Origin of the sequence: Streptosporangium sp. NPDC000396 (assembly GCF_042898655.1) — a bacterium.
Lineage (GTDB): Bacteria > Actinomycetota > Actinomycetes > Streptosporangiales > Streptosporangiaceae > Streptosporangium.
In genome coordinates this window covers 439173-463314 of the sequence record NZ_JBIAZA010000004.1, presented here as the reverse complement: position 1 = coordinate 463314, position 24142 = coordinate 439173, and the positions used below count along the sequence as shown (strand labels likewise).

General features: G+C 67.7%; 18 protein-coding genes. 12 read left to right on the top strand and 6 right to left on the bottom strand.

What is annotated here, in order from left to right; all coding sequences use genetic code 11:
* Window positions 1–918 precede the first annotated feature (918 nt).
* From lanKC to ACFY2X_RS09260, 3 genes are all read right to left on the bottom strand, one after another.
* A complete protein-coding gene (lanKC, locus tag ACFY2X_RS09270) occupies window positions 919–3522 on the bottom strand; it encodes a class III lanthionine synthetase LanKC (RefSeq protein ID WP_389934736.1) in 2604 nt (867 codons plus the stop codon).
* 528 nt (window positions 3523–4050) lie between these two features.
* Entirely contained in the window at window positions 4051–4866 is an 816-nt protein-coding gene (locus ACFY2X_RS09265; protein WP_389934734.1) for a PIG-L family deacetylase, read from the bottom strand.
* A 179-nt stretch (window positions 4867–5045) separates the two neighbouring features.
* Complete coding sequence (locus ACFY2X_RS09260) at window positions 5046–6191, bottom strand: low temperature requirement protein A (protein WP_389934731.1); 1146 nt, start codon at window positions 6189–6191, stop codon at window positions 5046–5048.
* A gap of 329 nt (window positions 6192–6520) precedes the next feature.
* Between ACFY2X_RS09260 and wecB the strand changes: the two genes are divergently transcribed.
* From wecB to ACFY2X_RS09200, 12 genes are all read left to right on the top strand, one after another.
* Window positions 6521–7900, top strand: coding sequence for a non-hydrolyzing UDP-N-acetylglucosamine 2-epimerase (wecB, locus tag ACFY2X_RS09255; protein WP_389934728.1), 1380 nt, complete (start codon window positions 6521–6523; stop codon window positions 7898–7900).
* On the top strand, window positions 7890–9428 hold the full coding sequence (locus tag ACFY2X_RS09250; protein ID WP_389934726.1) for a DUF2334 domain-containing protein: 1539 nt from the start codon (window positions 7890–7892) through the stop codon (window positions 9426–9428). Before wecB ends, ACFY2X_RS09250 begins: the two co-directional genes overlap by 11 nt.
* A gap of 100 nt (window positions 9429–9528) precedes the next feature.
* A complete protein-coding gene (locus ACFY2X_RS09245) occupies window positions 9529–9744 on the top strand; it encodes a hypothetical protein (protein ID WP_389934723.1) in 216 nt (71 codons plus the stop codon).
* Window positions 9720–11057 carry a glycosyltransferase gene (locus ACFY2X_RS09240; protein ID WP_389934721.1) on the top strand — a complete coding sequence of 446 codons (1338 nt, stop codon included), beginning with the start codon at window positions 9720–9722 and terminating at the stop codon, window positions 11055–11057. The genes ACFY2X_RS09245 and ACFY2X_RS09240 overlap by 25 nt, the downstream gene beginning before the upstream one ends.
* Before the next feature lie 32 nt (window positions 11058–11089).
* Window positions 11090–11863, top strand: coding sequence for a family 16 glycoside hydrolase (locus ACFY2X_RS09235; RefSeq protein WP_389934719.1), 774 nt, complete (start codon window positions 11090–11092; stop codon window positions 11861–11863).
* A gap of 464 nt (window positions 11864–12327) precedes the next feature.
* On the top strand, window positions 12328–13032 hold the full coding sequence (locus ACFY2X_RS09230; RefSeq protein ID WP_389934716.1) for a response regulator transcription factor: 705 nt from the start codon (window positions 12328–12330) through the stop codon (window positions 13030–13032).
* Between the two features lie 485 nt (window positions 13033–13517).
* Window positions 13518–14795, top strand: a complete 1278-nt coding sequence (locus ACFY2X_RS09225) for a hypothetical protein (RefSeq protein ID WP_389934713.1) — start codon at window positions 13518–13520, stop codon at window positions 14793–14795.
* 79 nt (window positions 14796–14874) lie between these two features.
* Window positions 14875–16299: an ATP-binding protein gene (locus ACFY2X_RS09220; RefSeq protein ID WP_389934710.1), complete on the top strand. Its 1425-nt coding sequence runs from the start codon at window positions 14875–14877 to the stop codon at window positions 16297–16299.
* Window positions 16296–16790 carry a response regulator gene (locus tag ACFY2X_RS09215; protein ID WP_389934707.1) on the top strand — a complete coding sequence of 165 codons (495 nt, stop codon included), beginning with the start codon at window positions 16296–16298 and terminating at the stop codon, window positions 16788–16790. The genes ACFY2X_RS09220 and ACFY2X_RS09215 overlap by 4 nt, the downstream gene beginning before the upstream one ends.
* 252 nt (window positions 16791–17042) lie before the next feature.
* Window positions 17043–18959, top strand: coding sequence for a response regulator (locus ACFY2X_RS09210; protein WP_389934704.1), 1917 nt, complete (start codon window positions 17043–17045; stop codon window positions 18957–18959).
* Between the two features lie 147 nt (window positions 18960–19106).
* Window positions 19107–20045 carry a LysR family transcriptional regulator gene (locus tag ACFY2X_RS09205; protein WP_389934701.1) on the top strand — a complete coding sequence of 313 codons (939 nt, stop codon included), beginning with the start codon at window positions 19107–19109 and terminating at the stop codon, window positions 20043–20045.
* A gap of 68 nt (window positions 20046–20113) precedes the next feature.
* Window positions 20114–21259 carry a cystathionine gamma-synthase gene (locus tag ACFY2X_RS09200; protein WP_389934697.1) on the top strand — a complete coding sequence of 382 codons (1146 nt, stop codon included), beginning with the start codon at window positions 20114–20116 and terminating at the stop codon, window positions 21257–21259.
* A gap of 13 nt (window positions 21260–21272) precedes the next feature.
* On the opposite strand, the gene ACFY2X_RS09195 is transcribed toward ACFY2X_RS09200, so the two are convergent.
* The 3 genes from ACFY2X_RS09195 to ACFY2X_RS09185 form a co-directional block, all read right to left on the bottom strand.
* Window positions 21273–22037, bottom strand: a complete 765-nt coding sequence (locus ACFY2X_RS09195; RefSeq protein ID WP_389934694.1) for a dienelactone hydrolase family protein — start codon at window positions 22035–22037, stop codon at window positions 21273–21275.
* A 142-nt stretch (window positions 22038–22179) separates the two neighbouring features.
* Window positions 22180–22509 carry a hypothetical protein gene (locus ACFY2X_RS09190; RefSeq protein WP_389934691.1) on the bottom strand — a complete coding sequence of 110 codons (330 nt, stop codon included), beginning with the start codon at window positions 22507–22509 and terminating at the stop codon, window positions 22180–22182.
* 593 nt (window positions 22510–23102) lie between these two features.
* On the bottom strand, window positions 23103–24113 hold the full coding sequence (locus ACFY2X_RS09185; protein WP_389934800.1) for an NADP-dependent oxidoreductase: 1011 nt from the start codon (window positions 24111–24113) through the stop codon (window positions 23103–23105).
* Window positions 24114–24142: the final 29 nt, after the last annotated feature.

Sequence of the window (24142 nt, the reverse complement as noted above, 5' to 3'; positions counted from 1 at the left end):
TCGTTCATTGAACAGGGTGGGTCACCTCGGTCGCGGTGACCCACCCTGTTGTGGTGTCGAGCGTGCCGCACCCGCTTACAGCGGGTTGTTGCCGCCGTCACTCTCGCCGTGGCAGCGGCTGAGGCTGAGCTGGCTGCACGGCGCGTCATTATCGATCTTTCCGGCAAGCTGCTGGAGAGCCAGAATCGTGGTCATCTGTGATCACCTCCCTCCGTCGTGATGAGTGTTCAGGCACTACGACCCGGCTCATAGAAACCCCGCTAAGCGATCCAGAGTGAAGAGCCAGGCCCACCGCACCCGCTTAGTGCGGGCTATTGCCACCGCTTTCACCCTGACAGTTGGTGCTGAGGCTGCTGCACGGCACGTCGGTTTCGAGGTAGGGGGCAAGCTGCTGGAGAGCCAGAATCGTGGTCATGTTTAATCACCTCCCTCCGTGGCGTAGGGGCGTACGGGTGGTACAGCCCGGCTCACCGGAGCCCTGTTAGACGCTCCAGAACAAAGAACCGGGCCTACCACACCTACTTACAGCGGGCTATTACCGTCGCTATCCCCGATGCACTTGGTGAAGCTGTAGCTGCTGATCGGTGCGTCGATCTCGACCTCACCAGCAAGCTGCTGAAGAGCCAGAATCGTGGTCATGTTTAATCACCTCCCTCCGTGGTGTAAGGGTGTACGGGTGGTACAGCCCGGCTCATCGGACCCCCACCAGGAGACCCAGAACAAAGAACCGGGCCCACCACACCCACTTACAGCGGACTCGGACCGTTATCCTCGGGGCATTGGCATTTGACGTAGCTCCATGAGCTGCCAGGCGCGTCGATCTCGACCTCACCAGCAAGCTGCTGAAGAGCCAGAATCGTGATCATGTTTAATCACCTCCCTCCGTCATAAAGGGGCGCGTAGGCACCGCAGCCCGGCTTATCGGACCCCACTAGGCCGGGAGCGTGTCGCCGGCGGAGTGGGAAGATCAAGGGTGAAGAACTGGTCGCCGGGGCCGCGCACGACCCGGTTCAGTGCCAGAAGCACTCCGGCGCCGCCGCTTGCCAGGCTGGCGTTGAACCGGCTTGAGGCCGAACCGAGGAAGCCGATGCCGCTGCGGTGCGGGACCGCGTATTTCAACAAGCCGGTTGCCACCCTGACAGCGTCGTCATGGTTGGTGTGGTCTCCGGCCCATTCGGCATGGTCGGTGAGGGAGTAGGCCAGTCCGGCGAGCCCTGTGAACAGGCCCGGCTCGACGCAGCAGGTCTTGGTCGTGTCCGCGAGGATGCGGGGCAACGCCATGGCGCAACGATCGTCAGGGGCGGTCGCGACGAATCGAGTGAGCGCCATCCCGACTCCGGCAGCGCCCACGGCGAGGTACGGCATGGCGCGAAAGGTCACCGTGTCGTCGGGAAAAGAGAGCCCACCGCCCGGCGTGTCGATCCCGCGGTCCAGTTCCTCGTGCAGGAGCAGCCGCCCGGCCTCCAGGTAACGATCGTCTCCGGTGTCGCGCGCCAAGTAGTAGAGGAACAACGCCAGCCCGGATCTGCCGTGCATCAGCCCGATGGCATCGTGGTCGCCGAGGGTGGTCACCAGATCGGTTGTTCGGAGGATCTCGTCTCCCGCCGATGCCGCCCGGTCGAGATGGTGGGCGTTCCCGGTCTTGCGGTGCAGGGCGAGCCACGTCAGGCCGATCCCGGCCCGGCCGCCGTACAACGTGGTGGACATTCCCGCGATCGGATGGCCGTCCGCGGCCTCGAGCAGGTCGATCGCCTCGTCGAGCCGGCCGAGCTCGGCCAGAACCCAGGCGATCCCCGCCAAACCGACGTGGAGACCGGGTGGCAGGTCGTGACGGCTCTCAAGGGCGTCGCCTCGTAGCCGCTTCTCGACCTCTTCGGGGATCTCCACGCCGGCGGCGTGCAGGGCGTGCACCACACCGGCGGTTCCGTAGGCGACGCACACGTTGTTCGTCCGGAAGGCCGCGGGCGGTGGCGGAAAGAGCCAATCGGGCCTGTCCGGATGGGCGGTTTCCAGCAGAGTCGCGGCCGTCTTGTCAGCGAGCCAGGCAAGGCAGCCCAGAGGGTCGGCGTCGAGTTGCTCCGGCGTGGGGTGGATGTCATGGCCGGTTTCGCCCCCGACGTAGAAGGTCGTCGCCCGCTCCCACAGGGGTTGCGGCAGTGGTGCCATCGCCGCGAGATCGCGTCCCAGAAACGCCAGGTTGGCGGGAGCCCGCTCGAAGATGTTGTGCAATGGTGCGAGCATCGACAGGGCGAGTGCGGCCATGCCGTACCGGTCGTGGATGAAGGGATCGGATCCGTCGCCGACCAGTTCGGCGGGTGGTACGTATCCCTCTGTGCCGATCTGGAGAGGAGGTCCCTCGATGAGGGACACGGCCTCGAAGTCGACCAGCCGGGCCGTGCCGGTGGGGGAGACGATGACGTTGCGGGGATTGATGTCTCCGAACCTGTAACCGAGGTCGTGCAGGCGGGTCAAGTCCTCGTCCAGCGATTCAAGGATGGCCTGGCAGTCGGCGTAGTAGCGGGCGAAGTCCGCCGGCGACTGGTTGGCCAGGATGACGGGCGAGACCCGGGCGACCCAGGCGTTGAGCGACATACCCTCCACATGTTCCGTGACGAGGAAGTCGTGCTCCCATTCCGTGAAGTAGTCCAGCGGCTCCGGGCACAGCCCGGGTGCTGCCTGGTGCATGGTGGTCAGGATGTCCCGCTCCCGGCGAAGCCGTTCTCGCGCGTCCACCCCGTCCCAGGTCAGGCCGCTGTGCGCGCGGGCCTCCTTGATGAACACCGTGCGCCCCGTGCGCGTGTCCCTGGCCTCGTAGGTCCCGCCCGCGTTGCTGGGCTGAACCGCGTGGACGATCTCGTAGTGGCGTAGCAGGGCAGGTCCCTGGTGCTGCGCCGGCTCCTCGGATACGAACGGGTCGGTGATGCCGTCAGGCAGGATGAACATGGGCTGGCGCGCGTCGACGGCGTCATGTCCGTTGCCGTCGCGGACGAGCATCTCCCTGGTTCCGTCGGGGCGCAGCCGGCTTCTTCCGCTGAACGAGCCGTAGCGGTAGTGGACGACACGCGAGTCGCGGTACCTGCGGTCGGAGAGGATGTACGGGCCCTCCTCGTCGGCCAGCGCGTCGGCCAGGCGATCGAGAAGCTGTCGCGCGGTCTCCGTGTCCGGCGGATATATCGCGCAGAACTTCCCCGACTGGGCTCGGTGGGCGTGCTTGTAGTGGAGAAACATGAAGAAGAAACGGGCCTTGATGTGCTTGAACGGCACACCCTCGGCAAAACACACGTCCGCTACCGTGTCGAGGACATGCTGCGCGCGCTCCAGCCGCGCCGACACATGGATCTTCCACCCTTGCTCCACATGGTGAAGGTGGGGAGCGTCCCAAACTGTCCATATGTCGTGATCCGTCCCGCACCATGGGGGTGGGACTCGCGTGGGTGTGAAGCGCGACCCCGAGTCCTCGACACTGGCAAGCGGCGCGTAATATTCGTCATCGGCCAAGGTCTGGCCAAAAAGTTCCAGCATCGTGTTCTCCTCGCCGATCACGTGGGTGAAAGAAACACTTTTTCGAGGCCGGGTGCGGGCGAGATATCGCCCCGCCCAGGCTGCGCATAATCAACTTTCACAGACATGAGAGTCATGAACATCTGCAAAATTACGTAATCGGCCTACGGCGGAATCACGTAGCCGGCCTACGTACGGGTCACCCGTCCTGACGTCCGCATTTTCCCCTGCGATCAGGCCGGTCATTCCGGCCCATTCGGGTGACGACTGCGGCTCATATCGGAGGGCCGATTCCACCGGGTCCCCGGACGGATCGTCGTTGACGGCTTGCCGTCCGCGCCCACGCCGGAGGACGGCGACGACGTCGTGGCCCTGCTGCGATACCACGGTGAGGCCGGAAAAAGATCGGGCCCCCTCCACGGCGTGGAGGGGGCCCGATCTTTCAGATAGCCCAGGCTGCCCAGGTATATGTCAGGTCATGTCGGCAAGCGGAACTCTCGATCGCCCGCTCCGCCGCAAGGACGGACCCGGCACAAAGATCGCGTACGGCTACCGCAGGCCGTCGAAGAGGTGGTCTTCGCGGTCGGCGGCGGGGACGCGGCTGGAGTGGAGGATGAAGGCCTCCTGGCCGAACACCCGCTGCTGGGCCTCGGCGGGCATGTGCAGCAGGAAGATGCTCTCACTCTGGCTGGCGTGCGCCTCCAGCGCCTTGCGCTTGCGCTCCGCGTAGGGTGCCACGTCGACCACGGTGGTGATCTGCTCCTCCGGCACGCCGAAGTCCTCGGGGAGCTCCAGGTCCTCGGGGGCGGCGCCGGTCGAGCGGAGATAGTCGAACAGCTCGGCGACCCGCTCCCGAGGCACCGCGGTGTAGTAGAACTTGCTGGGGATGCCGCTCATCTCTGCCGCGGCGACGGCGATCCGGTGGGCCTGGATGTGGTCGGGGTGGCCGTACCCGCCGTTCTCGTCGTAGGTGACGACGACCTGCGGCCGGTAACGCTCCATCAGCGCGGCGAGCCGCCCGGCTGCCTCCTCTACGGGAATGTTGGCGAAGGCGTCCGGCGCCTCGTTGGCAGCCCAGCCGACCATGCCGGAGTCGCGGTAACCGAGCAGTTCCACGTGCTCGATCCCCAGGTGGGTCACGGACTCGCGGAGCTCCTCCAGCCGCAGCGCGCTCACCGCCGCCTCGTCGTGGCCCGGCTCCCCCGGCTTCACCCCCTTGGGGCCGTCGCCCTGCTCACCGTTGGTGCAGGTGACCAGGACGGTGCGGATGCCCTCGTCGGCGCACCTGGCGAAGATGCCGCCCGTGCTGAGCACCTCGTCGTCGGGATGAGCGTGGACGGCCATCAGCGTCAGTTGGTTGTCCATGGATATTGGCCTTCCGTAAGTCACCTGAAATTTCCTGACAGCGCGTACTACCAATGCGTCGCGAAAGCACCGGCCCGATCGTGGAACCTGGAGATCTCGACACCTCACCACAATCCACGATCACCACGACAATAGAGCGGGGCACCGACAATCGAGCGACGGCCGGTCCCGATCACGTGCTAGGCCGGGATGGTGGTGTCGCGCCGGATGCGGGCGTCGGCCACCGCCAGGCCCAGGAGAACCAGCGCGGTCGCCGTGCTCAGAACCAGCGGGCTGACGATCAAGGAGACCGGCACCAGGGCGACCAGTGCCGCGACGGCGGCCAGCCGTGTCCAGGGAACCCGCCGGAACACGGTGCGCGTGAACAGCGCGTGGCCCACCAGGTAGAGTCCCGCCCCACCGAGGATGACCGCGGTGACGGCCGGTTCGGTGTGACCCGCGGGATGGGCGATGACGAGCTCGTTGCCGACGGCGGTCACGATGATGCCGGCCACCATCGGGATGTGGTTGACGGCGTACGCCGACCGTCCCAGCCGTCCGGGGTCGTCGGAGGCCGCGATCTCCTCCGCGGCGGCCTCGGCGGTCCGGTCGAAGTAGATCCACCACATCCCGACCGCGGCCACGAACGCGACGGCGAACGCCGCCACCGCGGCCGGCGACGGGCCGAGCTTGCCGAGCGTCGCACCGGTCATCAGGATCGACTCGCCCAGCGCGATGATCATGAACAGCTGGCAGCGCTCGGCCATGTGGGCACCCTCGATCGTCCACTCCGACGTGTGGGCCCGCCCCAGCCCCGGCATCCGATAACCGTGCCACGGCGCGAGGTACTCCAGGATGATCGCCAGCACCCACAACCCCGTCTGCACGGCGCCTCCGGCGACGGCACCGTACAACCACAGCACGCCCGTGACGACATGCCACAGCAGGATCCTCGAAAACGTGAGCCGCAGAGCCGTGCCCCTCGACAAGACGACAAGACTCATCGTGCGGCCGACCTGGATCGCCACATAGGCACCGGCGAACCACACGGCCCGCTCGCCGAAGGCCTCGGGCAGGAACGCCGACATGACCAGGCTGGCCAGCATGACGGCCGCCAGCACCAGGCGGATCCGGGGATGCGCCGGATCGAACCAGTTGGTCATCCAGCTGGTGTAGTTCCACGCCCACCACACCGCCAGCAGCAACAGCAACGTCTTGGCCGCGCCGATGACGGTCAGCTCGTCCAGCAGGTGGTGCGACAGCTGCGTCACGGCGAACACGTACACCAGGTCGAAGAACAACTCGAACGGTGTCACCGTCGCCGCGCCGGCCCCTCGTGCGCGCATCAATCCAGGAACCGTTTCCACTCGCCCTCCCGCGAAATCGACTTCAATCAGCTACCACGGCCCAGGGCCGAATGTCCCGGCACATCCTTTCTCAACCCGTGCATATCTGTAAGAAAGTAATCAAATCGATAGGCGGCGTGCGCGCTCCGGGAATGCTGAGGGGGTACTGAGGCGACGTTGAGGATTACTGAACTTCCGCCGCCGAGTGTCGTCGTATGGACGTTTCAGAGACTCGTGCGGCACGCGGCGTGATCGCTCCGCCGTCATTCCGGTGCCGCGAAGGACGCCGGACCGGTCCAGACGGCCCGGAATGACGGACGGGAGCAGTCATGCGCCGCATCATGGTCGTCTACGGCACCAGACCAGAGGCAATCAAGGTCGCGCCGCTGATCATCGCACTGGCGAACTCGGCGCTCTTCGAGCCGGTCGTCGTCGTCACGGCACAGCATCGCCAGTTACTCGACCAGGTGAACGAGGTCTTCGGCATCACACCCGACTTCGACCTCGACCTCCTGCGGCCCGGGCAGACACTCGCCGAGGTGACGACCCGGGCGATCTCAGGGCTCGACACGCTGATGTCGGGACATCGTCCCGACGCGGTCGTCGTCCAGGGCGACACCACGACCACGCTGGCAGGCGCGCTCGCGGCCTTCTACCACCGTGTCCCGGTCGTGCACCTCGAAGCCGGCCTGCGGAGCGGAGACCTGTTCTCCCCGTTCCCCGAGGAGGCCAACCGAAGTCTGACCACTCAGCTCGCGAACCTCCACCTCGCGCCCACGCCCGCCAACGCCGGCAACCTGCTCGACGAGGCCGTACCTGCTGATTCGATCATCGTCACCGGCAACACCGTGATCGACGCGCTGCTGTGGAGCAGCCAGGCCCGAGGCGCTTACCACGACCCTCGGTTGCTCGCCATGGAGGACGGCAGGCGGGTGATCGTCGTCACCGCTCACCGCCGGGAATCCTGGGGAGACGGCATGGACGGCATCGGCCGCGCGCTCTCCCGCCTGGCGGCCCGCGAGCGGGACGTGCACATCGTGTTCCCGATCCATCCCAACCCGATCGTCCGGCAGACGCTGCTCCCCCATCTGACCGGCCATCCGAACGTCACGGTCACCGAGCCGCTGCACTACGGCGACTTCACCCGGCTCCTCCGCCGTTCCTATCTCGTCCTCACCGACAGCGGCGGGATCCAGGAGGAAGCGCCGAGCCTCGGCAAGCCCGTGCTGGTGATGCGCGACACCACGGAACGGCCTGAGGCGGTGCGGGCCGGGACGGCGTGCCTGGTGGGCACCGAGGAGAGCCGCATCGTGGCCGGCGTCACCACCCTGCTGCACTCGCCGGAGGCCTACCGCCGGATGGCGAACGCGATCAACCCATACGGCGACGGCCAGGCCACCGATCGGGCGCTGGCCGCGCTGGCTCACCTGTTCGGCCTCGGGCCGCGACCGGCGCCGTTCCGCCTCCCGTCCGAGGTGGCTCGGCCGGTGCACGGAGAACGGCGTTCCCCCAGGCCTGTCGGCCCCGGCCTGATCTCAGCCGGGCACAGTGGAAGGGGCCCCTCTCATGCAACCTCTCAGCAGCCGCGCGGACGCCTTCGGCGACCGCCTTCCCGGCCGGCGGCGGCGCAGCGAACTGCGCTGGCTGACGGCCCTGGTGCTAAGCGGTGTGGTGGTGGCCGGGGCGAATCTAGGAGCGATGACTCATGAGGCGCCGGTGTCCCTGCCCGCGCCGCGTCTCTGGCCGGGATGCGGTGTGGGTGCCCCGGCGATGCCCGTCGGCGCCACGGGGCCCGAACACGCCACCACGTTGATCCTCGCCGACGACGTGGACGGCCTGCCGATGTCCAGGGTGCACTCGGTCCTCGCCGCCAACCTCGCCTCGCATTTCGGGCCGGTCCGGGTGCTGGGGACGAGCGCCTACCGCGCCGGCATGCTGCGTCGTCACCGGGCGCTGGTGTATCTCGGCACCTCGGCCTACCAGAGGCTGCCCGCGGCCCTCCGCGCCGACGTTCTCGCAGGCTCCCGCCGGGTCCTGTGGATGGGCGGCAACATCGACCAGCTCACCACGCAGCACGACTTCGCGGCCCGGTACGGCTGGCGATGGGGGAACCTCAGCCAGGCTGAGATCCGCGGCATCCGTTACAAGGACACGCTGCTGAGCCGTGATCCGGTCGAAGAGCCGCTGCGCACGTTCGCCGAGCTGGACCGGCGGCGGGTGAAGGTGCTCGGGACCGTGGTCGCCCGTGACGGGCGGACGTGGCCGTGGGCGGTCAGGTCCGGGAACCTGACCTATGTCGCTGAGGTCCCGTTGAACTCCGCCGCGGACGACGACCGCTATCTGGGCGCCGCCGACCTGTTGTTCGATCTGCTCGCCCCCACGACGCCGGCACGACATCGGGCGTTGGTCCGGTTGGAGGACATCGGACCGCAGGCCGATCCCAACGCCGTGCGCGCGGTCGGAGAGTTGCTGTTCCGCAAGGGTGTGCCGTTCAGTTTCGGGGTCATCCCCGTCTATCGCGGACCGCTGCCGGACGGCCCCGACCGCCTGGAGATCCGGATGAAGGACCGGCCCGAGCTGGTGCGGGCGCTCACGTATCTGCTTGAGCACGGCGGCACGATGGTCATGCACGGCTACACGCACCAGTCCGACGGCCCGGCCAATCCCCTCAACGGGGAGAGCGGGCAGGACTTCGAATTCTTCCGTACCCACTTCGACCCGCACCGCGGGCTCGTCTACGACGGGCCGATCCCGGGCGGCTCCGCCTCGTGGATGGACCGCCGCCTGGACGCGGCGGCAGCCGAGCTGCGGGCGGCCCACCTGCCCGTGCCCCGCGTCTTCGAGCCTCCGCACTACGCCGCCTCGCAGGAGAACTACCGCGTCATCGCCCGCAGGTTCGCCGCGCGGTACGACCGCGGTTCGTACTTCTCCCCCGCGTGGAAAGGACAGTCACCCGCCTCGCCCTATATGTATGAACAGTTCGCACCGTATTTGATCCGCGACGTCTACGGCAGCGTCATAGTGCCGGAGAACCTCGGCATGGTGCAGGCGCAGCCGACCGGCCGGGGCGAGGGCTCCGTCGAGTCGATCGTGGCGCACGCACGCGCCCAGCTCGTGGTGCGCGACAACGTCGCGAGCTTCTTCTACCACCCGTTCCTCGGCACGAAGCAGCTGGAGGAAGCCGTGGACCGGATCCAGGCGCTGGGCTACCGCTTCGTGTCCCCCTGCGCCCTTTAAACGCGTGCCGTTCAGCATGCGCCGTTCAATGCGCGCCGTTCAGCGTGTGCCGTTCAGCGTGTGCCGTTCGCGACAGTCCCGAGGGGAAGGAGACAGAGAAATGATTCCGACCACCACCCCGCTCGCAGCCATCGGGTTCACCCCGCTCGCCGCGCTCGGACCGGCTCCGCTTGCCCCGATCGGACCGGCCGCGGACATGGGAAGCATCGCGTTCAGCGTGGCGCGGCTCGCACTCGCCGTCGCCGGACTGCTGTTCCTGCTGTACGCGCTGTTCCTCGTCATCCTGACACTGTGCGCACGCTGGGTACGGCGATGAGCACCGTACTGATCGTGTGCGCGATGTCGGCCGTACTCGTCGTCTTCACCTACACCCTCGGGATGTATCTGGAGTCCGCGGGCCGCCCCGACCCCGCCACGGCCATCGCCACCGGCACCGGCAGCCGCGCCGGCGTCGGAGAGGATTTCGCCGTCGTCTTCGTGGTGCCCTGCCTGAACGAGGAACGGGTCATCGGAGAGACACTTCGCCGATTGATCGCCGTATCGCCCCTGGACAGCCTGATCGTCGTGGTCGACGACGGTTCCGACGACGGCACGGCGGAGGTCGTCGACGGGTTCGCCGGCCCGCGCGTCCGCCTGCTCAGGCGTGAGCTGCCGGACGCCCGCCGCGGCAAGGGCGAGGCCCTCAACCACGCCATCCGTTTCCTGCTGGACAGGGGGATGCCGGGCGACGGCGCGGCCGGGCACCGCGCCGCTGACCGGGTCATCGTCTGCCTGATGGACGCCGACGGCCGCCTCGGCCCGGAAAGCCTGGCCACGGTGCTCCCCTACTTCGGCGACCCACGGATCGGCGCCGCGCAGATCGGGGTGCGCATCGGGAACCGGGCGCAAAATATCCTCGCGCGATTGCAGGACATGGAGTTCGTCGTCCACGCCCACGTCTTCCAGCGCACCCGCAGCCGGATGGGCTTCGCGGGTCTCGGCGGAAACGGGCAGTTCATGAGGCTCAGCGCGCTGCTCGACCTCGGCGAGAATCCGTGGTCCCAGAGCCTGACCGAGGATCTCGACCTCGGCGTCCGGCTCGTTCTGTCCGGCTGGCGCACCAAGTGCCTCCCCCACGTGGCGGTGCGTCAGCAGGGACTGGTCAGCCTGCGCAAGCTCGTGCGGCAGCGCTCGCGCTGGTTCCAGGGACATCTGCAGGCCTGGCGGCTCGTGCCGTCAGTGGTCAGCCGAGCGTCCGGCCGGGTCGCGGCCGATCTGCTGAACGTTCTCCTGAGCCCTTCACTGATCTTCGTCGCCTCGTTCATGACGATGTCACTGCTGGCGTCGCTGACCGGGGCCGCGTTCTCGGAGACCGCGCGTGAGCAGCTGTTCCAGCCGCTGCCGATCGTGTCCTGGTATGTGCTGACCTTCGCACCGGCCTTTCTGCTCGGCCCGCTCTACGCGCGGGTGAGCGGTGATCTGCGGTGGGCGGGCGGCCTGGTCTACGGCCACCTTTTCATCCTGTACAGCCTGGTGTGGCTCGTCGCGGGCTGGTGGGGGCTCTGGCGCGCGGTGATCGGACGGCGCGGCTGGCTGAAGACCGAACGGCTTGCCGACAGAGAAGCCGGCGTGGCACTGGGGCCGACATGACACCCCGCCGATGCCGCAGGACACCGGCTCATGTGTCCGCTCTCCGGCGCGGCCTGGAAAGGGCGGTCCTCGCCCCCCTGACCGGCCTCGCCGTCGTGGCCTCCGCATTCGCCGTCTCGGCGGCGAAGCCTCCACCCGACTCCTGCGTCTCCTGGCGGCAGGGCACGGTCAGGGGCGGCCTGCTGCTGCAGTTCGACGGCTACGGGACGGCGAGCGCGTGCCGGCGCGACGGCGAGTGGTTGTGGCGGCTGTCGCCGAAGCCGGCGCACACCCCGGATGAGACCCACGCCGCACTGGCCGTCACCACCGCGACCCACTCCGACCTCGAACTCCGTGTCAGGGCCAGGACCCCACGTCAGCTCCGCCTGCCTGCCCCCAACCCGTGGGAGGTCGCCTGGATGGTCTGGCACTACACCGACAACCACCATTTCTATTACCTGATCCTCAAGCCGAACGGGTGGGAACTCGGCAAGGTGACTCCCGGCTACCCGGGCGGCCAGCGCTTCCTCGCCACCGGGAACCAGCCCTACGACGCCGGGCTCTGGCACACGATCGAGATCCGGCAGGTGGCGGACACGATCACGGCCGACGTGAACGGTTGCCGGCTGATCCACCTGCGTGATCTGGAACATCCCTACCGGAAGGGCCAAGTCGGCATCTACACCGAGGACGCCACGGCGGACTTCACGGATCTGCGCGTCCGGCCAGTGGTCCCTCACACCGACCAGAAGGCGAGCGGACGTGGTCCCGGGAGATCCGATGCCACGTCCGGGTGCCGGATTCGAAAGGCTCCCGATCTGAAATGACGATATTCGGAAACGGAAGTTCAGCGACCATGCCTCGAATTCCCGGGGCGATCCCGTCTCCGGCGTTCAACACATACTGTTCAAACGCACGGAAAACACGTTCGCCCACAAGACCGCGATATGGGCTGTCGCATGTTCCAGCCGATAAGTCCAAGGCATGCCACCGCCGTCGCGGCCATTCGCGGAAAAGGTGTCATCGACGCCTCGGCGACAGCCTCCCAGACGCGCCGACCGGCTCGGGAGGTGAAAGCCGGCAGACCCGCGACCCGTTCCCGCCGCATACGCGCCGGGGCCGATTCCCGAAAGCAGCCGGCGTGGCCGGTGCGCGCGCGGGTTTCGCGATACCGCGCCGTGGTACATCACGGTTGAAACGAGGATGGGATTGCCGGGGTCAGGGTCATGCGCGTGATCCGCCACCGTGGGAGGCTGCCTGGCGATCGCTCCCTTACCCAGAGGTGAGAGCGGTGGCGGAACAGCCTGGAGCACTGGTCATCGAAGACTCCGCGGACGTGCGCAGGATGCTGTGCGAGCTCCTGCGGATGGCCGGCTTCGACGTCTCCGAGGCGGCGACCGGGGCCCAGGGCCTCGATCTGGTCGGCAAGGTGCGGCCCGACCTCGTCACGCTCGATCTCATGCTGCCGGACATGGACGGGATCGAGGTGTGCCGGCGGCTGCGGAGCATGACCACCGCGTATGTGATCATGCTGACGGGACGGGCGGAGGAGACCGACCGGCTGATCGGCCTGGAGGTCGGCGCCGACGACTACATGACCAAGCCTTTCTCTCCCCGCGAGTTGCGAGCACGCGTGGCGGCGATGTTCCGGCGGCCACGCACGGCCGAGCAGCCGGGCACCGACGGCAAGCCGAAGATCATCACGTTCGGCGACCTCGTCATCGACGAGGAGAGCCGCGAGGTGCATCTGGCGGGCAGGCCGGTGGCGCTGACTCGCACCGAGTTCGACCTGCTCGTGGCACTGGCCTCCAATCCGCGGCGCGTATGGGAGCGGGAGACGCTGACGCGGCGGATATGGCACACGGACTGGCCGGGAAACGACCACGCGATCGACGTTCACATCGCCAACCTGCGCCGCAAACTGGGCGACGACGCGCGATCCAGCCGCTGGGTCCGCACCGTCCACGGAGTGGGCTACAGGTTCGGGGGTCAATAGGCCCGCCGCCGGCCTCTCCCGAGGCTTCGCGCGCGGCACGGAGGACGGCAGCAGCCCCGGTATCCGGTAAGCAGCCGGTGCATACCTGAGGGCGCCCGCCCCTCACACTCATGGGACACCTAATTCCGGTCGACTTTATTTGCCTAATTAGGCTGCCCTTAAAATTGCGAAAGATATGACCAATATTATCCTTCATCGCAAATCTTCAGAAATAAAGTCAAACACATCATGATTTCCGAAAAAAGCTATTTGGTCTTGCCGTAACCAGCCCATCTCGGGCCGACAAGGCATAGCTTTGTACTCAAGCGGCATGCCGCACACACAGGCGAAGTCAGGCAAGAGCGGATCATTCCTCGAATGCCTCACGACCGTAGTCACTAATCGGACTTATCGGACTTATCGCCATATTTCACCTCGATCCAGCCGAGGAGGTTCCAATGATGCTGGAACGACTGAACCAATGGGCGCTAACCGAATTACCGCGATTGAATCGCGCCATCCTGTCCGGCGGGGAGCGCCCCTCCGCCCTGGCCACGGAATTCGCCCGGTCCGCACTGGCCGGCCTTCCGGTTCCCGAGGCCTTCACGCCCGGCGAGGCACGGCGGCTCGTGACGCTTCTCGGGCTGTCCGGCGCCTCCGTCGCACGGCACTACCAGGAGGAGGATCTCTCACGTAAGGCGAGACCGCGCGAGGCGTTCGCGTCGCTGCACGTCGGACCCGGCGAGATCCCGTTCCTCGAATACTTCGCCAGGCTCGTGGACAGGACCGGAACCGGGCACTGCGGCCGGGACTCCTATGCCTCACTGGTCCGCTGGAACGTGCCAACGACCGAAGTCCGCCTGGGTGACCAGGTCGTCGCCGTCATGCCTGGAGCCTTCGACGACGCACGGATCAGGACCTACACCGCCGACCCGGGTGAAGTCTCGTTCTTCGAGCTGCTGAAGAAGTCAGAGGCCCTCGAACTGGCCGCCAACGACATCCTCGAACCGATCTCGGCCGGCACGGTGGACATCCTGTCCGCCGAAGCCGAGCAGCGGGCACGATCGGCTGCGCTGCTGCTGACGGCGCTGTACCGGCTCAACCGGGATTTCGTCCGGCTTCCGCCTGGACAGGGCGGCCTGAGCACCGAGCACTTCATGGATGTCTTCCGCCAGTTCGCCGTGCACTGGGAGACCGGCGACCTGCCGCCCAGCGGTGCCCAGGATCCCGAGTTCCTGCGCCGCGACTTCCTCCTCGGCATCGCCTTCCCCGACTACGACCTGCACGTGAAGCAGGTCTTCCCGGCACTGCTCGAAGACGAGCGCAGGATTCTGGCGGAGCACATGGAACGTCCGTCGCTGACGACGGTCCTGTTGACGTCGCTGGGACTCGACGACGTCACCTTGGAGACGATGCCGGGCGATCAGATGCTCGCGACCCTGCACCGCCATTCGATACTCGGCGCGTGGTGCCTGCTGCTCGCCGCCAACGCGAAGGTGGGGGCCGTACACCTCATGCTCGCGGAGAAGTACCTGTTCAAACCGCAACGCGGCAGAGACGACGCCGGCGTCGGGGACCGGCTCCTGGTATCGAACCGCAAAGGCACGACGGGCATGGACGAACCGTTGCTCGTACGGCTGGCCAGGGCACGCCAGCATCATCCGCTGCGTCGCGTCGGACATCTGTACGCTGGAGACGTCACACGCCTGGCTTCCGCCGTACCAAGGCCGGCCGGCACTTCGAATCCCCCCGCGACGGTCAGGTTCGTGACGCACCACGCATGAGCTCAGTGGTGCTCACCAGCATGACCGACGGGGGGACGATGGTGGGACTGACCGGCCGTGATGACGTCCGGGCCGCGCCTTGACCGCGCGCGGCCCGGCGGGCCACGGCGAGCCGGCCCGCCGCGCCGCCCCGGGAGACCTCCCGGCGCCGGAGAGCCCACCACCGGCGGGCCGTCGCTTCCCGCGGCGGGTCGTCGCGATAACGCTGACCGTCGGTGTCGCGGATCTGGTCGCGGGATGGCTCCACGGTAACGACGTCGTCCTCACGTACCTGCTCGCGAACGTCGCCGTGCTCGGCGGGACCGCGTTGCTGACCGGGCGCGAGATGGTGCGTCGCGGCATGGCCCGCGCCCAGGCCGAGCAGGCCGAACGTCAGATGCGTGAGGACCGCGACCAACTGCTCGAGGTGATCGACGGCACATCCGCCGTGATCTACATGAGAGACCACGAGGGTCGCTATCTGCTGGTGAACCGCGAGTACGAGCGACTCTTCAACGTCAGACGGGAGGATCTCGTGGGTTTGACCGATCACGATCTGTTCCCCAAGGAGATCGCCGATGAGTTCCGAGCCAACGATCTCAGAGCGTTGGCGCAAGGCTCTCCGATCATGATGGAGGAGATCGCGCCGCAGCCGGACGGGCCGCATTCGTATGTCACCGTGAAGTATCCCATTGGCGGCAAAAATGGCAGATCGAGCTCGATCTGCGGCATCTCCACCGACATCACGGACCTCAAGCGCGCCGAGGAGCAGGTACGCCGGCTCAACACCGAACTGGAGCTCCGGGTTCGCGAGCGGACCGCCGAGCTCGAAGCCTCGACCCGCGAACTCGACGCGTTCGCGTATTCGGTCTCGCATGATCTCAGGGCTCCGCTGCGCGCCCTCGACGGGTTCAGCCAGATGCTGTCGGAGGACTACGGCGACCGGATCGACGCGACCGGCCGGGAATACCTCCGCCGGATCCAGGCGGCGACACAGCGCATGGAAGGGCTCATCGAAGACCTGCTCCACCTGTCCCGCGCGACCCGAGCCGAGCTGAGCCGTCAACCGGTCGACCTGAGCGCGCTGACTCGCCAGATCGTCGCCGAGCTCAAACGCACCGACCCGGAACGGGAGATCGACGTCGGCGTCAAGGACGGGCTCACCTGCCTGGGCGACCCCGACCTGCTCCGGCTCGTGCTGGAGAACCTGCTCTCCAACGCCTGGAAGTTCACCAGGAAGCGCGCGGACGGGCGCATCGACGTCGGCTCGATCGAGCAGGACGGAGCCGAGACCTTCTTCGTGCGGGACAACGGTGCCGGTTTCGACATGGCTCACGCGGACAAGCTGTTCGTCCCGTTCCAGCGTCTCCATTCCGTCACCGACTTCGAAGGCAGCGGCGTCGGTCTCGCGATCGTGGCGCGCATCGTCAACCGGCACGGCGGACGCGCCTGGGCCGACGGTGAGCCGAACCGTGGCGCCACCTTCTTTTTCACCTTGACCCCCAGTCCGGAGGATCCGCGGTGAGAGACGCTCCGATCCTGCTGGTCGAGGACAATCCCGATGACGTGACCCTCACCCTGCGGGCGTTCGCGAAGAACGGCATCGGCAACGAGATCATCGTGGTGCCGGACGGTGACTCCTGCCTCGCCTGCCTGCTGCCCGAGGACGGCACGAACGCGCTGCACCCTGCGATCATCCTCATGGACATACATCTTCCCAAGATCAACGGGCTTGAGCTGCTCCGGCGAATCCGGGAAGACGAGCGCACCCGCTGTCTTCCGGTGATCATGCTCACCACATCGAGGGAAGAACGCGACGTCATCGAGAGCTACCGGCTGGGAGCCAACAGCTTCGTCCGCAAGTCGGTCGCCTATCGCGAGTTCCTCGAAACCATACGTGTGCTCGGTGCGTACTGGCTCCGGGTCAACGAGCCGCTCCCCACCACCGAGACGAAGCCGCGAGCGAGGGCTCCCCGGGAACCGCGGCACCCGGGTGGCGGCCTCGCGCCCGGGTGACGCCTCCCGTCACGGCAAGCCGTCCTTCCTTCGCCGGGGCGGCGACCCGTTCCGTCGTCACGCTCGCGCGCCGCGCGACCGCACATCGCGTACGGCTTGCTGGGCACGGTGGCACCTGCTCTGATAGACCTTACTCAAGGTATCCGTTTTCATACCGTGAGTGACATCACGATCGCCCGAGGCCCACCACCGGGTGGCCTCAGAGACCGAAACCGCCATCTCACGTTCTACGAGCTCCGGGACGACCGCGCCATGACCGCCCCAATTCACCTCCTCCTCTGCGAGGACAACGACGATGACGCGGTGCTGATCGTCACCCGGCTGCGGCGTGACGGCCTTGACGTGACCTACGAGCGGGTGGAGACCGCCGAAGCGGCGGCGACGGCACTGCGCCTGCACCCGCCGGACGTCGTGATCTCCGACTACAGGATGCCCGCCTTCACGGCCGAAGACGCGCTGCGGCTGCTTCACGACACCGGGCTGGACATACCGTTCATCCTGGTCTCCGGGCAGATCGGCGACGAACGCGCGGCGGCGCTCATGCGGGTCGGCGCTCATGACTTCGTCCGCAAGGACCATCTGACCCGGCTTACCCCCGTGGTGCAGCGGGAGCTTCGGGAGGCGGAGGGCCGGCACCAGCGGCGGCAGGCCCAAGCCGCGCTGCGGGAGAGCGAGCAACGTTTCCGACTGTTCGCCGAGAACGCCCCTGACATCATCTTCCGCTACCGGGTTGTCCCGCAGGCGGAGGTCGAGTACTTCAGCCCCGCCACGGCCGTCATCCTCGGATACCACCCCCGTGAGCTGGGTGGCGATCCCAGCCGCGTGTTCTCCGTCGTCGACCCCGACGACCGCCACAGACTGGAAGAGTCGTGGCGATCGCCCAGCCGCGAGCCGCTGGTGGTCCGCTGGCGGCGGCCGGACGGAACGGTCATCTGGACCGAGCAGCGGGCGGTCGGCATCTATGACGAACAAGGAGGACTGCTCGCGGTCGAGGGCATTCTCCGCGACGTCACCGCCCAGATGAACGGCCAGCAGGAGCGCGAGCGCCTCGAACAGCAGCTGCGCCAGGTGGAACGGCTGGAATCCCTGGGCCAGCTCGCCGGCGGAGTCGCGCATGACTTCAACAACCTGCTCGCGGTCATTCTCGGCCACACCGAGATGGCTCTCGACACCCTGCCGGAAGACGCACCCGGCCGAGCCGATCTGGAGAGCATCCAGCAGGCGGCGGAACGCGCCGGGGCGCTCACGCGCCAGCTGTTGATCTTCAGCAGGCTTGAGCCGTCCCAGCCGCAGGTGCTCGACCTCAACGCCGTGGTCGAGGAGACGGAACAGCTGCTGCGTCCCACCCTGGGTGAGGACATCGAGTTCGTCATCCTGCTCGACCCCGCCCTTCCCTCCGTCAGGATCGACCGCAGCAAGCTGGAGCAGATACTCCTCAACGTGCTGATCAACTCACGGACCGCCATGCCCCAGGGCGGCCGGCTGACCATCGAGACAACCAGGGTGAACATTCCGGGCACCGGCGCCGGAAGCGACCTCAGCGTGCGCCTCAGCATCTCCGACACGGGCTGCGGCATGCCTCCCGAAGTGGCGAAACGCGCCTTCGAGCCCTTCTTCACCACCAAGGAACGCGGCCAGGGCACCGGGCTCGGCCTGTCCACCGTCTACGGCACGGTCAAGGACGCCGGGGGCAGGACCACCCTCGCCTCCCAGCCGGGATCGGGCACCACCATCCGGATCGACCTACCGGCCGCCGGGCAGGCCGTACCCGCCGTGGTGCACCCGATCACGTCCCTGCCGCGAGGCGGAAACGGGATCGTGCTCGTGGTCGAGGACAACGACGACGTCCGGAGCCTTGTCAGGCGGATGCTGTCCCAGTCCGACTACCAGGTGATCGAGGCCGCCTCTCCCGCCGAGGCACTCCGGATCGCCGATGCCGTCGGCACCCGGATCGACGCGCTGCTCACAGACGTCGTCATGCCCGGAATGTCGGGACTGGAACTCGCCGGTCTCATCAGGCGGAAACGCCCGACCATGCCTGTCCTGCTCATGTCCGGCTCGCTGGCGGGTGGGGTCGACCTGCCGGCCCGCACCGCCTTCCTCCCCAAGCCCTTCACCAAGGCGGCTCTGCTCGACCGCCTTCGCGACGTCGTCGACGGCACGGCGTGAGCGGTCGCCCGGCCGGAGGGGCTACAGCCTGCGACGGAACGGCCAAGGCACCCGCCTCCCAGCGAGGGTGAACGCCGGCCCGGGGGCCTGACGAAAGACAGAAACCAGTTTCTTTGCACCTCTTAAAGGATCGCTTACCCTTCCCGTATGTTCGACTCGCGCCAGGTCAGAGTGTTCGCCGAGGTCGTGCACACGGGTTCCTACTCGGCGGCGGCCAGAAGTCTCGGCTACACGCCACCCGCGATCAGCCAGCAGATGAAGGCGCTCGAACGGGCCGTCGGCACTCCGTTGTTCGTCCGCGTAGGCCGAGGGCTGCGGCTCACGGACGCCGGAGAGGTCCTGGCGCGCCACGCGTCGGGCATCCTCGGATCCATCTCGGCCGCGCAGAAGCAGATGACGGCGATCAAGCGGCTGAAGGCCGGGCGCGTACGGATCTGCGCGTTCCCGAGCGCGAGCGCGACCCTGGTGCCCGCGGCGGCATCCCTGATCACGAAAGACCATCCCGGCATCCGGATCGAGCTGACGGAGCAGGAGCCGCCCCTCTCGCTCGAAGCGCTCTGCCGTGGCGACTGCGACATCGCGCTCGCCTTCTCCTACGGCGACGCCCCCGAGCAACCGGCGGAGGAGGTGCTGGAGATCCCCCTGCTGGACGACCCGCTGGTCGTCCTGATGCCCGCGGGACATCCTCTCGCGCGGCGCAGGTCGGTGGAGCTGAGGCAGCTGGCGGACGAGCGGTGGATCGCCGGATGCGTGCGCTGCCGCGGCCACTTCGTGAAGACCTGCGCGGAGGCGGGCTTCGAGCCGGACATCGCCTTCACCACGGACGACAATCTCGCGGTCCAGGGCCTGGTGGCCGCCGGGTTCGGCGTCTCGCTCATGCCCGAACTGGTGCTGTCGTTCATGCGGCACCCCAAGGTGGCCGGCCGTCCCCTGAACCCCGCGGCCCACCGGCGGGTGTCGGCCTACACGCTGCCGGGTCACCAGGAGATCCCGGTCGTCGGGCTGCTGCTGGAGGCGTTGCGGAGCGCGTCGGATCAGTCGCGTCATCGCCGCCGGACCCCGAGAAAACCTCAGCCGCACACATAAGCCGTTCTATAAGACAGAGAAGAATTCCGAACTGGACCGTTTAGGTTCGGGCGGGGCAAACTGCGGGCATGTCGCAGCCCCACGGTTTTGAAACACTCGCCATCCACGCCGGTCAGGAGCCCGACCCGGTCACCGGGGCGGTGGTCCCGCCCATTCACCAGACCTCCACCTACAAGCAGGATGGCGTGGGGAAGCTACGCGGCGGCTACGAGTACAGTCGTGCCGCCAACCCCACCCGGACCGCCCTCGAAGAGTGTCTCGCCGCCATCGAGGCGGGTGCCCACGCGAGCGCCTTCGCCAGCGGGCTGGCCGCGGAGGACTGCGTGATCCGCGCCGTCTGCGCCCCGGGCGACCACATCGTCGTCCCCGACGACGCCTACGGCGGCACCCTTCGCCTGTTCCGCAAGGTCCTGGCACGCTGGGGGCTGACCTGCACTCCGGTGCCTCTCGGTGACGCCGATGCCGTACGCGCGGCGATCCGTCCCGAGACCAGGCTCATCTGGTGCGAGACCCCGACCAACCCGATGCTCGGCATCACCGACATCGCGGCGCTGGCGGGGATCGCGCATGAGGCGGGCGCTCTGCTCGCGGTCGACAACACCTTCGCCTCCCCCTATCTGCAGCAGCCGCTGATGCTGGGCGCGGACATCGTCGTGCATTCCACCACCAAATACATCGGCGGCCATTCCGACGTCGTCGGCGGAGCGGCGATCGTCCGCGACCAGGAACTCGGCGAGCGCATCCACTTCCACCAGTTCGCCGTCGGGGCCGTCGCCGGTCCCTTCGACGCCTGGCTGACCATGCGCGGCATCAAGACACTGGGCGTGCGGATGGACCGGCACTGCGACAACGCCGAGCGCATCGCGGACATGCTCACCGACCACCCTCGGGTCACCCAGGTCCTCTATCCGGGGCTGCCCGGCCATCCGGGCCACGAGATCGCCCGCAAGCAGATGCGCCGTTTCGGCGGAATGATCTCCTTCCGCGTCGACGGCGGAGAGCAGGCGGCGCTCGACGTGTGCAGCCGATCCCGGCTGTTCACCCTCGCCGAGTCACTTGGCGGGGTGGAATCCCTCATCGAGCACCCGGCCCGGATGACGCACGCGTCTGTCAAGGGAACCCCCATGGAGGTGCCGGCCGACCTCGTGCGCATCTCGGTGGGGATCGAGAGCGCCGATGACCTGATCGCCGACCTGACCCAGGCCCTCTCCTGAGTCACTCGCCGCCTCAGAGGGTGGGAACGCGCCGTCGCAGGAAGGCCAGCACGCGCTTCCACGCGTCGGCGGAGGCCTCGGCGTGTTCCTCCTGGGTGACGTCGAAGAAGCTGTGCGGGGCTCCGTCGTAGGTGACGATCTCGTGCTCGACGCCGGCCGTGGTGAGCGCGGTTTCGAACGCCTCGACCACCGGCGCGGTGATGTGCTCGTCGGCACCGCCGAAGATGCCCAGGATGGGCGCGGTGAACCGGTGGGCGAGCTGGGTCGGGCCCGGGGCGTCGCCCAGCTGGCCGGGCCAGCCGTAGAAGCCGATCACTCCGGCCATCCCGAAGCGCGCGTCGGCGGTCTGGAAGGCCAGACGACCGCCCAGGCAGAAGCCGAGCGCGGCGAGCGCGCCGCACGAGGAGCGCAGGTGATCCGCGGTCGCGATGATGTCGCCGTACAGCCCGTCCGGCGTGAGCTGGGCCAGATGCCGCATGAACGGGAAGTCCGGGTCGTCGCGATCGGCGGTGTCGGTTCCGGCGCTACGACCGAAGTAGTCCAGCGTGATCGCGGCGTGGCCCTGCTCGGCGACCCTCAGAGCCAGATCCCGGTAGAAGCGCCGCAGGCCCCGGTTGTCCGGCAGGACGACGACGCCGAGCCCGGAAGGACGCTCGGGCCGCGCTTCGTACGCGGCGAACCGGGCACCGTCGGCGGATGTGAGGATCAGCTCCGTCCCGTGGGCGGCGGTGACGGGCGCGCTGTGGATCGGGGGCTGGGCGTTGGCGTCGTAACACATGGGGCATCCCTCCGGGGAGGCGCGGTGGCCGAGGCCACAGACGGGCAAATAAGTAAAGCCAGCTTTGCAATGCTAGGTTTACTATCATGTCCGAGAACACACCGGCGAATCCGCCACCCGGTGCGGCGGCCGATTCCACCGCCTACGCGACCTCGCCGCCTTCCCAGACCTCCAGGGCACCCTCCCTCGGCGCACCGGCGGCGGGGGCGACATGCATGCCGGGCGTTTCCCAGTCGTCCAGCGCCGCGAGCCGCATGCGGTCCTGAGCCTCCTCCCGGGCGATCAGCGCTCGGGCCCACACTGTCAGCGCCCGACTCCATGCTTCCCTCGCGCTGATCAGCTCAGCCGGCGATCCGCCGCCGCGGCGAGCCCGCTCGTATTCGGCGGTGGCCCGTTCGACCTCGCGGCGCGCTTCGCGAAGCGGGCGAGGCTCGGCCGGAGGCCCTCCTTCGTCCGGCGGGGCGGCCCCCACGTCTCCCCTGGCCGGAAGACCTCTCCGGTCATGGGCTTTCTCACGGGCGATCAGTGCGCGCGTCCATTCCGTCAGCGCCCAGCTCCACAGCTGACGGGCATGGTTCAGCTCGAAGGGCGATCCGTGGCCCGCCCCGATCGCACGCTGCGCCTGCCCGTAACGGTGCTGGGCCCAATCCAGTTCGCGCCGCGCCTCTATTAGCAGAAGATTCGCTTCATTGCGAGGGAACGATGTCGCATTTGTCCGCAGATCATCCACAAGATGTCAAGCTACGGCAGACGTCCGACAAAAATGGATGCCCCGCCACGAACGGCCATTCCCGCGGACGAGAAAGTCGTGCGTGGATACCGGCGGAGAGCGCATCGGGACGGCCGACGCGGCATAGCCCGCGGCGAGACCGTGGGGCGCGAAACCTGGAATCGCGTCTTTTCGAGAAGGTGAAGACTTATGCGACCGGCCAGGCCCGCTGCCTCATGGGCTCGCGGGCCTTCGAAGAACGATGACGCGGGTGGTTGATTTCAGGGAAAGCCCGGCGAATAAGGTCCTCACCCGCGTCAAGGTCACCGGCCCGCCGTTCTCCGGTGAATCACGGCTCATTCCGGCAGGGTGACGACCATCTTTCCGATGTTGTCGCCGCGGAGCATGCCGAGGAAGGCGTCGACGTTGTTCTCGATACCTTCGACGAAGGTCTCGTAGTAACGCAACCTGCCCTCGCGGATCCAGCCGCCGACCTCTTCGATGAACTGCGGCCGCAGGTCATGGTGGTCACTGACCAGAAAGCCGCGCAACGTGAGCCGCTTGCCGATGGCCAGGGCGAGGTTGCGGGGGCCCGGGGGCGGCTCGGTCGCGTTGTACTGGGCGATCATCCCGCACAGGGCGGCGCGGCCGTGAAGGTTGAGGGCGGAGATCGCGGCCTCCAGGTGATCTCCCCCGACGTTGTCGAAGTAGACGTCGATGCCGTCGGGCGCGGCCTGGCCGAGCTGCTCGGCGACGGGGCCGCTCTTGTAGTTGAACGCGGCGTCGAAGCCGTACTCCTCCACCAGGAGTTTGACCTTCTCGTCGGAGCCCGCGCTGCCGATGACGCGCGCGGCACCCTTGAGCTTGGCGATCTGGCCGACCTGGCTGCCGACCGCACCCGCCGCACCGGAGACGAAGACGGTGTCGCCCTCGGCGAACTCCGCCACCCGCAGCAGGCCCGCGTACGCGGTCAGGCCTGGCATGCCGAGCACGCCGAGGTAGGTGCTGAGCGGGGCCGGCGCCGGGTCGATCTTCACCGCGTGTGCGGCCCCGACGAGGGCGTACTCACGCCAGCCGAGCCCGTGCAGGACATGGTCGCCGACGGCGATGCCCTCGGCGTTGGACGCCACCACCCGGCCGACCGCGCCGCCGTCCATGGGGCGGTCGAGCTGGAACGGCGGGACGTAGGACTTCACGTCGTTCATCCGGCCGCGCATGTACGGGTCGACGGACAGATACAGGTTGCGCACGAGGATCTGGCCGGGCCCCGGCTCGGGAACCTCGATCTCGCGCAGGGCGAAGTCCGCGAGTGCGGGCACCCCGTGGGGACGAGCGACCAGATGCCATTCGCGGCTGGTGGCGGGCAGAGTGGACACGGCTATCTCCTTGCCCGTCG

Coding starts and splice junctions, on each gene's coding strand:
- ACFY2X_RS09205 (WP_389934701.1), top strand. CDS start 19,107: ATGTTCGACTCGCGCCAGGTCAGAGTGTTCGCCGAGGTCGTGCACACG.
- ACFY2X_RS09195 (WP_389934694.1), bottom strand. CDS start 22,037: ATGTGTTACGACGCCAACGCCCAGCCCCCGATCCACAGCGCGCCCGTC.
- wecB (WP_389934728.1), top strand. CDS start 6,521: ATGCGCCGCATCATGGTCGTCTACGGCACCAGACCAGAGGCAATCAAG.
- ACFY2X_RS09250 (WP_389934726.1), top strand. CDS start 7,890: ATGACTCATGAGGCGCCGGTGTCCCTGCCCGCGCCGCGTCTCTGGCCG.
- ACFY2X_RS09200 (WP_389934697.1), top strand. CDS start 20,114: ATGTCGCAGCCCCACGGTTTTGAAACACTCGCCATCCACGCCGGTCAG.
- ACFY2X_RS09245 (WP_389934723.1), top strand. CDS start 9,529: ATGATTCCGACCACCACCCCGCTCGCAGCCATCGGGTTCACCCCGCTC.
- ACFY2X_RS09265 (WP_389934734.1), bottom strand. CDS start 4,866: ATGGACAACCAACTGACGCTGATGGCCGTCCACGCTCATCCCGACGAC.
- ACFY2X_RS09260 (WP_389934731.1), bottom strand. CDS start 6,191: ATGCGCGCACGAGGGGCCGGCGCGGCGACGGTGACACCGTTCGAGTTG.
- ACFY2X_RS09210 (WP_389934704.1), top strand. CDS start 17,043: ATGACCGCCCCAATTCACCTCCTCCTCTGCGAGGACAACGACGATGAC.
- lanKC (WP_389934736.1), bottom strand. CDS start 3,522: ATGCTGGAACTTTTTGGCCAGACCTTGGCCGATGACGAATATTACGCG.